Below are 13,156 nucleotides of genomic sequence, written 5' to 3' on the forward strand. Positions count from 1 at the left end.
GGATCGCCAACAAGAGAACAACATGAGCCAGACATCCTTCGCTATTCAGCAGGCCGCCGTGATCGGCGCCGGCACCATGGGCCGCGGCATTGTCATGTGCCTGGCCAACGCCGGCGTGTCAGTGCAGTGGGTCGATAACAATCCACAGATGCTCGAGCAGGCGCTGGCCACCGTGGTCGACACCTATGCGCACAACGTGCGACAGGGGCGAATTGAACAGGCCGATGCCGATGCCCGGATCGCCCGTATCAGCGCGGCGGCGGACTATGTGGCGATCCGCAACGTCGATCTGGTGATCGAAGCGGTGTACGAAAACCTTGAACTCAAGCAGAAGATCTTCCGCGAGCTTGATGGCGTGCTGAAGCCCGAGGCGCTGCTGGCGAGCAATACCTCGGCGCTGGACATCGACGCCATCGCCGCCGCGACACGGCGTCCGACTCAAGTGCTGGGCCTGCATTTCTTCAGCCCGGCGCACATCATGAAATTGCTGGAAATAGTCCGTGGCGCGCAGACCTCGCCAGCGGTGCTTGAAACCGCGCTTGAGCTGGGCAAGCGCATGGGCAAGGTCAGTGTGGTGTCGGGCAACTGCCACGGATTCATCGGCAACCGCATGCTGCATCCGTATGTGCTCGAAGCGCGCAAGATGTTGCTCGAAGGGGCATACCCGCAGCAGGTCGATGCGGCATTGCAGAGTTTCGGTTTCGCCATGGGGCCGTTTCGCATGTACGACGTGGTCGGCATCGATCTTGAGTGGCGCGCTCGCGAGCTTGCCGGCAAGGGGCAGGACGCGCCCGAGGTTCAGGTGGATAACCGCTTGTGCGAACGGGGCCGGTTCGGTCAGAAGTCTGGCAATGGTTATTACCACTACGAGCCCGGCAGTCGTCAGGCCGAACATGATCCCGAGGTCGATGCGCTGGTGTTGAGTGTCAGCGAAGGTTTGGGGTTTCATCGCCGGGATATCGGCTCGGAGGAGATCCTGGAGCGGTGCCTGTTGGCGTTGGTCAACGAGGGCGCAAAGATCCTGCAGGAAGGGATTGCCGAGTCGGCGCATGACATCGATCAGGTCTATCTGAATGGCTACGGCTTCCCGGTAGAGCGAGGCGGGCCGATGGCCTGGGCGGACGATCAGGGGCTGGTCGACATTCACAAGCGATTGCTGGCGCTGGAGACCCGGCAGGGCGATCACTGGCGGCCGGCGTCATTGATTGGCGAGCTGGCGGCGCGAGGCAAGGGTTTTTACCTTTAGACTGGGCAAATCACTCCAGGAATCGACACTCATGTCTAACCCGATGCCGCAACGCAGCGACTACCCGCACTTCCAGCCGATCACCACGCGCTGGCATGACAACGACGCCTATGGCCACGTCAACAACGTCACCTATTACAGCTTCTTCGACACGGCGGTGAACACCTACCTGATCCAGGTTGGAGGGTTGGATATCCATGACGGCGAGGTGGTGGGGTTTGTGGTGAGTTCGTCCTGCGACTACTTCGCGTCGATTGCTTTCCCGGATCGAATCGAGATCGGTCTGCGGGTCGGCAAGCTGGGCAACAGTTCGGTGCAATACGAACTGGCGGTGTTCAAGGAAGGAGAGGTGGAAGCCTGTGCCGCCGGACGTTTCGTGCATGTATTCGTCGACCGGGCATCCAATCGGCCGGTGGCGATTCCAGCCCGATTGCGCCAAGCGATGGAACGCCTGGCGGTGTGACAGGCAAAAAAAATCGCAGCCCGGGGGAGCTGCGATCTGGCTGTTACGGCAACGAGGTCAAACCTCAGTCGTGGTAGTAGCGGTGGTGCTTGCGATGACCATAGGCATGACCACGACCTGGGTGACGGTCGCGGTAATAGCGACGATCATCATGGCGACGATCGTAACGGCGATCATCGTCGTCACTCTTGTTGCCCATGTAGTTGCCCAGCGCGCCACCGGCGCCGCCGCCGGCTGCTGCGCCGATCAGGCTGCCGGTGGTGCCGCCCATGCTGCGGCCGACCACGTTGCCGCCGGCTGCGCCCAGCGCACCACCGATGGCTGCTTCGCCACGGCTGCGCTTGTCGGCGCCGACCGCACTACCACCCGCGCCGCCCAGGGCTGCGCCAATGGTTGAACCTGTACTGCCGCCTAACGACTGACCGACGACCGAGCCAAGAACCCCGCCCAATGCGCCGCCCACACCTGCTTCGGTGGTGCCTCCGGCAGAAGCGAAGCCACTGACCAGGCCAAGGGACAACAAGAGAATCGAGGAGAACTTCATAGAGGAGCCTCAAAGGGATGACGGCGCGATCCTGAGGCTCTGGAATGGGCGTGACAATCGAAATCCGACGAATAACACGACTTGTATACAATTCTGCAACTTACTGATTTTTGGGCGGAACTTAACGGATTTTCGCCGGTCTTTAGCTACTTCACAAAGGCCGCTTTTATGCAAAAGCGGCCTTTTTTGTGGGCGCAGAAAAGTTTTGTATCAGGCCGATCTGGCCATAATCAGCCCCGTCTCACTCGCCGCTTCCAGCCGGATAGCGATGAACTTCGACGTTGGCGTATGGCTGCCATCGCCGGTGCTTTCCAGCGGTACCAACGGATTCACCTCAGGGTAATAAGCCGCCGCCTGCCCCGCCGGAATGTCGAACGCCAGCAGCGTGAAGCCCTTCACCCGACGCTCGCGGCCATCGTCCCACAGCGACACGATGTCAGCCTTTTGCCCCGGCTTGAAGCCCAGACGAATGATGTCGGCTTCGTTGGCGAACAGCACATCACGCTGTCCCTTCACGCCGCGATAACGGTCGTCCAGACCATAAATCGTGGTGTTGTACTGATCGTGGGAACGCATCGATTGCAGGATCAGGTCCGGCAGTTTGCCGGTAGCGCGAGTGCGCTCGTGGATCAGGTCCTTGGGCAGCATGTTCGGCTTGAAGTTGGCCCGCCCCGACGTGGTGTTCCACTTGCGCGCGCCGGCGCTGTTGCCGAGGTAGAAGCCGCCCGGGTTCTTGACCTTCTCGTTGAAATCCTTGAAGCCCGGGATGGTGTCGGCAATCAGTTCGCGGATGCGTCGGTAGTCGGCCACCAGCCAGTTCCAGTCCACCGGTTTGCTGCCCAGGGTTGCGGCGGCGATGCCGGCGATGATCGACGGCTCCGAACGCATCTGGTTCGACAGCGGCTGCAACTGGCCGTTGGAAGCGTGCACCATGCTGAACGAATCTTCCACGGTGACGGCCTGCGGGCCTTCGGTCTGGATGTCGATGTCAGTACGGCCCAGGCACGGCAGGATCAACGCGTCCTTGCCGTGGGCCAGATGGCTGCGGTTGAGCTTGGTGCTGATCTGCACAGTCAGGTCGCAGTTGCTCAGCGCCTGGAAGGTGCGCGAGCTGTCCGGCGTGGCCTGGGCAAAGTTGCCGCCCAGACCGATGAACACCTTGGCGCGGCCTTCGGCCATCGCGTGAATCGCTTCGACCACGTTGTGCCCGTTGTGGCGCGGCACCTTGAACTGGAAGCGACGCTCCAGGGAATCGAGGAACGCCACCGGCGGACGCTCGTTGATGCCCATGGTGCGGTCGCCCTGCACGTTACTGTGGCCACGCACCGGGCACAGACCGGCGCCGGGCTTGCCGATGTTGCCGCGCAGCAGCATCAGGTTGGCGATTTCCTGGATGGTCGGCACCGAATGACGATGTTGGGTGATGCCCATCGCCCAGCACATGATCACGTTCTTGCCTTTGGCGTACATGCGCGCCGCTTGCTCGATTTCCACCAGCGTCAGGCCGGACTGCGCGACGATCTGCTCCCACGGCGTGTCGTCGACGACACCGAGGTATTCCAGCACGTTGACGCTGTGCTCATTGAGGAAGTCGTGATCGAACACCGCCGGCGCACCGGCCTTCTGCGCATCGCGTTCCCATTGCAGCAGGAACTTGGCCATGCCGCGCAGGACCGCCATGTCGCCGCCCAGTGCCGGGCGGAAATACGCGGTGTTGGTCGGCTTGTCGCCGTTGGTGAGCATTTCGATCGGGTGCTGCGGATGCTGGAAGCGCTCCAGGCCGCGTTCTTTCAGCGGGTTGATGCACACCACCTGAGCGCCGCGTTTCACCGCTTCGCGCAGCGGTTCGAGCATGCGCGGGTGGTTGGTGCCCGGGTTCTGGCCCCAGACGAAAATTGCATCGGCGTGTTCGAAGTCATCGAAGGTCACGGTGCCTTTGCCGACACCAACGCTTTGCGCAAGCGCAACACCGCTGGCCTCGTGGCACATGTTCGAGCAGTCGGGGAAGTTGTTGGTGCCGAAGGCGCGCACAAATAGTTGATACAGGTACGCCGCTTCGTTGCTGGCGCGGCCCGAGGTGTAGAACTCGGCCTGATCCGGACTCGACAGCCCTTGCAGGTGTTTGCCGATCAGCGCGTAGGCATCGTCCCAACTGATCGGCTTGTAGTGATCGGTTTCGGCGTCATAGACCATTGGCTCGGTCAGACGACCCTGATATTCGAGCCAGTAGTCGCTCTGCTCCAGCAACGCAGTGACGCTGTGCTTGGCGAAGAATTTGCCGTCCACCCGACGCTTGGTCGCTTCCCAGTTCACCGCTTTGGCGCCGTTCTCGCAGAACTTGACCATGCCGCTTTCCGGCGAATCACCCCAGGCGCAGCCCGGGCAGTCAAAGCCGCCGTTCTGGTTGGTCTTGAGCATCGCGCGCAGGTTTTTCAACGCGTTGTCACTGGTCAGCCAGGCCTGGGCCACGCTGATCAGTGCGCCCCAGCCGCCGGCTGGGCCCTTGTAAGGCTTGTAGCGCGGAACGGGTTTCTGGTCGGCTTGATGGTGTTGGCTCACGGGTGTTTCTCCATTTCTGGGCTATACACCCGCGGCGCGTTTTTTTGCGGCAGGTGGATGAGATTGAGGTTATGGCGTCGGGCCCATTGCACGGCGAGGCCGGTGGGCGCGGACAGGCTGACCAGGGTCTGAATCCCGGCCCGAAGGACTTTTTGGATCAACTCGAGGCTGCAACGGCTGGTGACAATCGCCAGGCCGCCCGTTGTGGATATCTTTTGCCGGATCAGGCCGCCGATCAGTTTGTCGAGGGCGTTGTGCCGGCCGATGTCTTCGCGACCCAGCAGCAATTCACCGCTGGCGTTCATGAACACCGCCGCATGTACCGCGCCGCAGTGCTGGCCCAGCGGCTGAAACGCGCCGATGCGCTGTCGCAGACCGTCGAGCCATTCGATGGGCGGCAAGGGGGCGCCGGGTAGAACCTTGAGATCAGGCAGCGCCTGTTCCACCGCTTCCACGCCGCACAACCCGCATCCGCTGGTGCCGGCCAGTTGCCGACGCTGTTGCTTGAGGTTCCAGAAGGCGCGGTTGGCGATGGTCACTTGCGCGTATTGCGCCGAGCCCGAGCCGGTCAGTTGCAGGTCGTAGATGTCCGAAGCGTCTTCGATGATGCCGCTGCCGAGGCTGAAGCCGACGATGAAGTCTTCAAGGTCGGTCGGCGTCACCAGCATCACGGCCTGACTGATGCCGTTGTAGGCAATCGCCAGCGCGACCTCTTCGGCCAGCGCGGTGCTGGCCGATTCCGTGAGGGGAAGATCGCTGTAACTGTAGGTCTGACTGGCAGCAGGCGCGGGCGTTTCGAGAGCAGGCGCCGCGCAGGCCGGGCGCTTGGCGTTCATGGCATCACCGACGGATTGATCAACGTTAAGACTAGGCGCGGCAAGTTGTCGCGTCTAATCGCTAGTGTCGATGCTTCGATAGATGCCGTCGATCAGGCGTCCGTTGGTGATTTTTGATAAAGCGCGAAACAGGCTTCGGCCAGCGCCGACCGTGGTGCTCCGCGACGCATGATCAGGCCCAGTCGGGCGAGGGTCTGGGCGTTTTCGATAGGTTGCAGGCGCAGGTTATCCGTAAGGTTTTCCAGGCCGCCATCCAGTGGCATCACCGCGCAGCAGAGGCCGCCATGCACCGCTTGCAACAATTGGTGAACGGCATCGGTTTGCAGCAACGGTTGCGGCGTCAGGCCTCGGCTGTGGAAGTTGTGGTCGATGGACTGGCGAAAGTGCATGCCGCTGGTGAGCATGCCCAGGGGCAGTTCGATCAGCGATTCCCAACTCAGCGGTGCTTCGCCAAAGCTGAAGAACCGCTGGTCGTAGAGCAGGCCCATCTGCGTTTCACTGAACGCCAGGGATTCAAAACGCTCGCCGTCGAGGCGATCCAGGTAAGACACGCCAATGTCGATGCGGTTGTTCGCCAGTTGCTCCAGAACCTGTTCGGAGCTCAGCGAGGACAGTTCAAAGCGCAGGTTCGGGTGTTGCGCATGCAGGCGTTGCATCAAGGGCAAGGCATCGAAACTCGACAACGGCACCACGCCCAGCCGCAGGGTGCCGATCAGGTTGCCGCGACAGGCCGCCGCTTCCGCCTGTAAACCGTCATAGGCCGCCAGCACCGTGCGCGCCCAGGCCAGCACCCGTTCCCCCGGCGCGGTGAAACCTTCGAAGCGCTGGCCACGGTTGACCAGTGGCAGGTCGAGTTCTTCTTCAAGGCTGCGCAGACGCATCGACAAGGTCGGTTGGGTGATGTGGCAGCGGGCGGCGGCCTGGCCGAAATGGCGGGTTTCGTCGAGGGCGATGAGGAATTTCAGCTGCTTGATGTCCATCTTCGCTCCGGGGCGCTGGCAAGGGTGGGCGATTCTACCGCTTGCGCGGGGGCAGGGTCATTGGTCGGGCCGCAACCGGGTTTGTCCGGCGTGGTCTAGGCTTGGGCGTCTGGAACTTAAATCAAGGAGTGTGTGCTATGAGTCTTTTGAGCTTTGTGAAAGAGGCCGGTGAGAAGTTGCTCGACCTGCTGACCCCCGGCAACGCCAATGCCAGCGACCAATTGAAGGAACACATCAGCAAGGTCGGGTTGGGTAACCCGAATGTCCAGGCGACCGTGGACGGTGACAAGGTAACGGTCACCGGTGAAGTGGCGAGCCAGGAAGAGAAAGAGAAAATTCTGCTGGCGGTGGGCAACATTGCCGGAGTCGGCAGCGTCGATGACCAGATCACCGTGACCGGGCCGGTGGTGGCGGCGGCGCGTTTTGTAGTCGTGAAGAAGGGCGACACTCTCAGCGCGATTTCCCTGGCGGTGTATGGCAACGCCAATCAGTACAACAAGATCTTCGAGGCCAACAAACCAATGCTGTCACACCCGGACAAGATTTATCCGGGGCAGACGCTGCGTATTCCCGAGTAACCGCACGCCTGCGGGAGCGGCCTTGAGCAGCTCCCGCAGTCTTCAGCGCTCGGCAATCAGAGCCCGGCAATCAAATCCCGATAATCCTCGACCGCCGCAAACTCTCCGGTGTCCTTCGGCCCTTTGCGGCTGTCCGGTTCCTTCACGGCCAACAGATGCGCCACGCCGAAATTCCGCGCACTGCGCAGGATCGGCAAGGTGTCGTCGATGAACAGGCTGCGTGCCGGGTCGAAGTCGATATCGGCCTGCAAGGCGTCCCAGAATTGCGGGTTTTCCTTGGGAAAGCCGTAATCGTGGGAGCTGATCAGCCGCTCGAAGTACGGCGCCAGTTCGATTCGTTCCAGTTTCAGCGACAGCGAATCGCGGTGCGCGTTGGTGATCATCACCACACGTTTGCCGGCTCGTTTGATCGCCTCCAGAAACGTGTCGGCGTCCGGGCGCAGGGCGATCAGGTGGGCGGTTTCCAGTTTCAGTTCACGCACCGACAGCTTCAGTTCCGCGCTCCAGAAATCCAGGCAATACCACTGCAATTGACCGGCATGGCGCTCGAACAGCGGCTGCAATTCCATTTCCGCCATGGCCCGGCTCACGCCATGCAGTTCGGCGTAGCGCTGCGGCAGGTGCTCCAGCCAGAAGTGGTTGTCGAAGTGCAGGTCGAGCAACGTACCGTCCATGTCCAGCAGAACGGTATCGATGTCGGACCACGGTAATGAAGGCATGGCAACGTCTCGAACGGTAGAAAGATATCCGACGCAAACAATCGGAAAAGCCGCGTTATAGTAGCGCGTTCACGCCAAGGAGCTTTGCATGCGCCAGAAACCCACCGTACTTGCCCGCGAGATCGTCGCCACCAGCCGACTGTTCTGCGTCGAAGAGCTGAAGTTGCGTTTCTCCAACGGCGTGGAACGCACCTACGAGCGGCTGGTCGGCAAGGGCGCCGGTTATGGCGCGGTGATGATCGTGGCGATGCTTGATGCCGAGCATGCGGTGCTGGTCGAGGAATATTGCGGCGGGACCGACGAGTACGAGCTGTCGCTGCCCAAAGGCCTGATCGAACCCGGCGAAGACGTGCTGGCCGCCGCCGAACGTGAGCTCAAGGAAGAAGCCGGTTACGGTGCGCGTCAGCTGGAGCATCTGACCGAGTTGTCATTGTCGCCCGGTTACATGAGCCAGAAGATCCAGGTGGTGCTGGCTACCGACCTGTACGAAGAGCGTCTTGAAGGCGACGAACCTGAGCCGATGCGCGTGGACAAGGTCAACCTGCGGGAGTTGTCGGCGCTGGCGCAGAATCCGAATTTCAGTGAGGGACGCGCCCTGGCGGCGTTGTACCTGACCCGCGATCTGCTGACCCAGCGCGGATTTTTTCAGTCATGAGTGAGATGTCTATGAATTTTCCCCATCCGTTGATGGCGCCGGTGGTCGAGCTGGCCCTGCGGGCCGGCGAGGCGATCCTGCCGTTCTGGCGCGCCGGTGTGGCGGTCACCGCCAAGTCCGATGATTCGCCGGTGACGGCGGCGGACATGGCCGCTCACCATGTGATCGTCGCTGGTCTGACGGCGCTGGATCCGAGCATTCCGGTGCTGTCCGAAGAGGATGCCAACATCCCGCAAAGCGTGCGCGAGGGCTGGCAGCGCTGGTGGCTGGTGGACCCGCTGGACGGCACCAAGGAGTTCATCAGCGGCCGCGAAGAGTTCACCGTCAATATCGCGCTGATCGAAAACGGCCGGGTGGTGTTCGGTGTGGTGTCGATGCCGACCAACGGGCGCTTCTACGTCGGCGGCGCGGGTCTGGGTGCCTGGCGCGGCGACACGGGCGGTACACCGGTGGCAATTCAGGTGCGTGACGTGCCGGGGCCTGGTGAAGCCTTCACCGTGGTTGCCAGCCGTCGTCATTCGAGCCCGGAACAGGAACGTCTGCTGGCCGGTTTGAGCGCCAGTCTTGGCGAGTTGCAACTGGCCAATATCGGCAGTTCGCTGAAGTTCTGTCTGGTGGCTGAAGGTGCTGCCGATTGTTACCCGCGTCTGGCGCCGACTTCGCAGTGGGACACGGCGGCGGCGCAGGGTGTGCTGGAAGGGGCCGGCGGCGAGGTGCTCGACCTGAGCGGCGAAGCATTCTGTTACCCGCCACGGGAGTCGTTATTGAACGGTTTCTTCCTGGCATTGCCGGCGAAAGCCGCCTGGCGGACGAAGCTGCTGGAACTCGCCCGCTCGTAAGCTCGCTCACTCTTCAGCGGTGCAGGACGTACTGCCCGCTGAACGTCACCGCATCTTCATCGCTGCCCGTATTGACGACCCGCGTGTGCAGCGTCAGTCGCGCCCGTCCATAGCGCTGATACATCGTCAGAAATTTCTTCCACACCGCAGCGCTCGGTGACGGGCAGATCGCGATGGCATCACCGGTCACCGGCAGTGGATAACTGATCTGTCCTTCCTGGATCACGATGTGTCCCTCCTCGATGCCTTCCTCTTTCAAACGCAAATGCAGCCAGCCCCAACCCGCCAGTACGGCGCCGCAATACAGGCTGCCGCCGAACATGGTGCTCTTGTGATTGACGTTGGCGTCCAGCGGCAGGTGCAGGCGCAGTTGCTGCTCGTGCCAGTCGAGGACTTTGAGGCCCATGTCCCGGGTCAGCGGGATGTCGTGGTGAAGGACCGATTCCAGATAACGACTGTCGTGCTTCATGCCCGGACCTCTTGCGGCAGAAAAGTGAATTGAGCGTGCTTCATTCGGACTCGTCGGAATGGCCGCCGCTGCCAGCGAAATTCAACCCGTGCTTGCGCAGTTTGTCATGCAAGGTCTTGCGCGGAATGCCCAGGGCTTCGGCGAGACTGCGCACGGAACTGTGAGAGCGGGCCAGTTCGGCGGCGATCAGCGATTTTTCGAAGTTTTCCACTTGCTCGCTGAGCCCTCCCGCCGTGATTTCGACGCTGGTGCCGGGGCTGCCATCGGGCTGCGTGTTGTCCAGTGCCAATTCCAGGCCGAGGGCAAAACGCTCCGCCGCGTTCTGCAATTCCCGCACGTTGCCCGGCCATGAATGCCGCAGCAGCAACGCCCGTTGCGCCGGCTGCAATTCATGCGGTGGCAGGCCATGGCGGGCGCTGGCTTCGTCGGCGTAATGCTGGAACAGCATCAGCGCGTCTTCACCCCGTTCACGCAGTGGCGGAATGCGCAGCGGCGCCACGTTGAGTCGGTAATACAGGTCCGCCCGGAAACGCCCCTGATCGGCGGCCTGGCGCAGGTCTTCCTTGGTGGCGGCGATGACGCGAATGTCCAGCGGGATCAACTGATTGCCGCCCAGACGCTCGACCACGCGCTCCTGCAGCATGCGCAGCAGTTTGACCTGCACGTCCATGCTCATGCTCTCGATTTCATCGAGGAACAGTGTGCCGCCGTTGGCAAATTCGAACTTGCCGATCCGGCGCTTTTGCGCGCCGGTGAAGGCGCCGGGCTCATGGCCGAACAATTCGCTTTCGACCACCGACTCGGCCAGCGCTCCGGCGTTGATCGCCACGAACGGGCCGTTACGCCGACTCGACAGATCATGCAGGGCGCGGGCGACGACTTCTTTACCCGCGCCGGTTTCGCCGAGGATCAGCACGTCGGCCTTGGTCGCCGCCAGTGCGCCGATCTGCTCGCGCAGGCGCGACATCGGCGCGGACTGACCGACCAGCCGCGCGCTTAATTCGTTGCGATCACTCAGGGCCATGCGCAGGCTGCGGTTGTCCAACACCAGACGCCGCAGAGCCAGGGCGCGACGCACGCTGTCGAGCAGGGCGTCACTGGCGAAGGGTTTTTCCAGAAAATCATAGGCACCGGCGCGCATGGCCTGCACGGCCAGGGGCACGTCGCCGTGGCCGGTGATCAGCAGCACCGGCAGCTCCGGATCCTGAGCGTGCAGTTCGCTCAGAAGTTCCAGGCCATCCATGCCGGGCATGCGGATGTCGCTGACCACGACGCCCGGCCAGTCGCGCTCCAGTTGCGCGGCCAGGCCCTTGGCTTCGGACAGCGGCAGAATTTTCAGGCCGGCCAGATCCAGAGTCTGGCCGAGGGCCTGACGCAGGTGCGGATCGTCGTCGATCAGCACCACCTGAATGCGGTTGTCGATGGTCATGCGCTTCGATCCTCGGACGGTTGCAGGCTGACCCCGGGTGCGCCGGCGCGCAGCCGTAGGGTAATCAAGGCGCCACCTTGCTTGTGGTTGGCGAACGACAGTTCACCGCCGAAGGCGCGCATCAGGGTTTCGCAAATGGCCAGCCCCAGACCGAGACCCTGCGTGCGGGTCTTGGTCGTGTAAAACGGTTCGCTGGCTCGGCCCAGGGCTTCCATGCAGAAACCCGGGCCATTGTCGCGAATGTACAGGTTGACGCCTTCGTCGGTGGATTCGGCACTCAGCCACAATTTGCGCGGCGGGCCTTTCTCGGTCAGGGCGTCGAGGGCGTTGGCCAGCAGGTTGCCCAGCACCTGACGCAGCCGGGTTTCCCCGGCCTCGACCCACAAGGTCGCGGCGGGCAGGTCGCGGATCAGTTCGACGTCCATGCTGCGGCGACGTTTGGCCAGCAAGGCGAGTGCATCATCCAGCGCCGGTTGCAGGGCGACGCTTTCCGGGGCGTGGCGGTCGCGGCGGGCGAAGGCGCGCAGGTGAGCGATGATCGAGGCCATGCGCCCGGTCAGTTCGCTGATCAGTTTGAGGTTGCCGCGAGCGTCTTCGGTCCGCTCATGGTCGAGCAGCACTTCTGCGTTCTCGGCGTAGCTGCGGATCGCCGCCAGCGGCTGGTTGAGTTCGTGGCTGATGCTCGCCGACATCGTCCCCAGCGCCGACAGTTTGCCGGCCTGCACCAGATCGTCCTGGGCGCGGACCAGTTCCTGCTGCGCCTGTTCACGCTCAAGCACTTCCTGCTTCAAGCGCCGGTTGAGGCCTTCGAGATCGCTGGTGCGCTCGGCAACCCGGCCCTCAAGTTCCCGTCGGGCCTTGGCTTCGAAGGCGATGCGTTCCAGGTAATGACGGCGACGCTGCATCATCAGGCCCAGCAACAGCATCACCACCAGCAAGGTGGCGCCGCCGATCGCCACCACGGTGCGCACCGGCCGGTCGATCAATGTGCGCGGGGCGAGGATGCTGACGCTCCAGCCGGTTTCCGCGATGTCCTGGGTCTGCGGCAGCCAGGCGGTCTGGCTCAGGTTCAAGGGGCGTGGCTCGCGGGTCGGATAGGGCTGGATCGCGGTAATCGCCGCACGTTCGGTATCACTCAGGGGGCGGGTCGCGCGAAAGCGCCATTCCGGGCGCGAGGTCAGGATGACCACGCCGTTGTGGTCGGTCACCAGCAGTTGTTCCGGGGTTTTGCCCCACAGGCTTTCGGTGTGATCGAGGTCAACCTTGATCACCAGCACGCCGATGATTTTTTCGCCGCTGCGCACGGCGGCGGCGAAGAAGTAGCCGCGCTTGGCGGAGGTGGTGCCCAACCCGAAGAAGCGCCCGAGGCGGCCGGCCATGGCCTCGCTGAAGTAGGGCCGGAAAGAGAAATTGCGCCCGACGAAACTGTCGTGCTTGTCCCAGTTCGACGCCGCCAGTGTCCGGCCGTTGGTGTCCATCAGGTACATGACTTCGGCGCCGGTCTGCGCGGCGATGTTTTTCAACAGGCGATTGGCATTGCCCTGGGTGACGCCGTCGTCCGGCGCGCCGAGCACTGCGCGCAGCGCGGGCAGGTCGCCGAGGATTTGTGGCAGCACCTCATAGCGATGCAGCGTGCCCAGCAGGTTGGCGACGTAGAGGTCGAGGGTCTGGCGGTTCTGGCCGGCCAGTTCGCTGCGGTAATAACGCTCGGCCAGATGTTCCAGCGGCCACAGCAGCGGTGCCAGGCACAGGGCCAGCAGGGCGAGGCTGCGCCAGCGAGGGCGGCGGGGAAGGGTCGGAGTCATGAGCATCGAGCGCCTGTGGGTACAGGCGCATTAT

At 62.7% G+C, this 13,156-nt stretch carries 13 protein-coding genes; 5 read left to right on the top strand and 8 right to left on the bottom strand.

All coding sequences use genetic code 11. From position 1 onward, the window contains the following. Positions 1–22: 22 nt before the first annotated feature. Together I5961_RS01370 and I5961_RS01375 are read left to right on the top strand one after the other, a co-directional pair. Positions 23–1,246, top strand: coding sequence for a 3-hydroxyacyl-CoA dehydrogenase (locus I5961_RS01370; RefSeq protein WP_227234127.1), 1,224 nt, complete (start codon positions 23–25; stop codon positions 1,244–1,246). Between the two features lie 31 nt (positions 1,247–1,277). Beyond that, on the top strand, positions 1,278–1,709 hold the full coding sequence (locus tag I5961_RS01375) for an acyl-CoA thioesterase (protein ID WP_085698020.1): 432 nt from the start codon (positions 1,278–1,280) through the stop codon (positions 1,707–1,709). A 64-nt stretch (positions 1,710–1,773) separates the two neighbouring features. On the opposite strand, the gene I5961_RS01380 is transcribed toward I5961_RS01375, so the two are convergent. The 4 genes from I5961_RS01380 to I5961_RS01395 all read right to left on the bottom strand — a co-directional run bounded on the left by I5961_RS01380 (position 1,774) and on the right by I5961_RS01395 (position 6,628). Further along, positions 1,774–2,253 (bottom strand): YMGG-like glycine zipper-containing protein, encoded by a 480-nt coding sequence (locus I5961_RS01380; RefSeq protein ID WP_227234129.1) that lies wholly within the window; start codon positions 2,251–2,253, stop codon positions 1,774–1,776. 210 nt (positions 2,254–2,463) lie between these two features. Next, positions 2,464–4,812 (bottom strand): FdhF/YdeP family oxidoreductase, encoded by a 2,349-nt coding sequence (locus tag I5961_RS01385; RefSeq protein WP_227234130.1) that lies wholly within the window; start codon positions 4,810–4,812, stop codon positions 2,464–2,466. After that, positions 4,809–5,648, bottom strand: a complete 840-nt coding sequence (fdhD, locus tag I5961_RS01390; protein ID WP_085702727.1) for a formate dehydrogenase accessory sulfurtransferase FdhD — start codon at positions 5,646–5,648, stop codon at positions 4,809–4,811. The genes I5961_RS01385 and fdhD overlap by 4 nt, the downstream gene beginning before the upstream one ends. Before the next feature lie 92 nt (positions 5,649–5,740). Continuing rightward, a complete protein-coding gene (locus I5961_RS01395) occupies positions 5,741–6,628 on the bottom strand; it encodes a LysR family transcriptional regulator (RefSeq protein ID WP_064382760.1) in 888 nt (295 codons plus the stop codon). Positions 6,629–6,765: 137 nt separating this feature from the next. Here I5961_RS01395 and lysM point away from each other — a divergent pair, with 137 nt between their 5' ends. Beyond that, the gene (lysM, locus tag I5961_RS01400) at positions 6,766–7,206 is read left to right on the top strand and encodes a peptidoglycan-binding protein LysM (RefSeq protein ID WP_085698024.1); all 441 of its coding nucleotides are present in this window, start codon (positions 6,766–6,768) and stop codon (positions 7,204–7,206) included. A gap of 56 nt (positions 7,207–7,262) precedes the next feature. Here lysM and yrfG read toward each other — a convergent pair whose 3' ends face one another. Continuing rightward, a complete protein-coding gene (gene yrfG, locus I5961_RS01405; protein ID WP_085698025.1) occupies positions 7,263–7,925 on the bottom strand; it encodes a GMP/IMP nucleotidase in 663 nt (220 codons plus the stop codon). Between the two features lie 88 nt (positions 7,926–8,013). Between yrfG and nudE the strand changes: the two genes are divergently transcribed. Both nudE and cysQ read left to right on the top strand, forming a co-directional pair. After that, a complete protein-coding gene (gene nudE / locus I5961_RS01410) occupies positions 8,014–8,580 on the top strand; it encodes an ADP compounds hydrolase NudE (protein ID WP_064382762.1) in 567 nt (188 codons plus the stop codon). Positions 8,581–8,591: 11 nt separating this feature from the next. After that, complete coding sequence (gene cysQ, locus I5961_RS01415; RefSeq protein ID WP_227235558.1) at positions 8,592–9,419, top strand: 3'(2'),5'-bisphosphate nucleotidase CysQ; 828 nt, start codon at positions 8,592–8,594, stop codon at positions 9,417–9,419. 13 nt (positions 9,420–9,432) lie between these two features. On the opposite strand, the gene I5961_RS01420 is transcribed toward cysQ, so the two are convergent. From I5961_RS01420 to I5961_RS01430, 3 genes are read right to left on the bottom strand one after another with little or no spacing between them, the layout of a single operon-like run. Next, positions 9,433–9,888, bottom strand: a complete 456-nt coding sequence (locus I5961_RS01420) for a YiiD C-terminal domain-containing protein (RefSeq protein WP_085698027.1) — start codon at positions 9,886–9,888, stop codon at positions 9,433–9,435. A 40-nt stretch (positions 9,889–9,928) separates the two neighbouring features. Continuing rightward, the gene (locus tag I5961_RS01425; protein ID WP_085698028.1) at positions 9,929–11,317 is read right to left on the bottom strand and encodes a sigma-54-dependent transcriptional regulator; all 1,389 of its coding nucleotides are present in this window, start codon (positions 11,315–11,317) and stop codon (positions 9,929–9,931) included. Next, on the bottom strand, positions 11,314–13,122 hold the full coding sequence (locus I5961_RS01430; protein WP_085702725.1) for a sensor histidine kinase: 1,809 nt from the start codon (positions 13,120–13,122) through the stop codon (positions 11,314–11,316). Before I5961_RS01430 ends, I5961_RS01425 begins: the two co-directional genes overlap by 4 nt. Positions 13,123–13,156 lie beyond the last annotated feature (34 nt).

It is taken from the genome of Pseudomonas sp. IAC-BECa141, from assembly GCF_020544405.1.
Lineage (GTDB): Bacteria > Pseudomonadota > Gammaproteobacteria > Pseudomonadales > Pseudomonadaceae > Aquipseudomonas.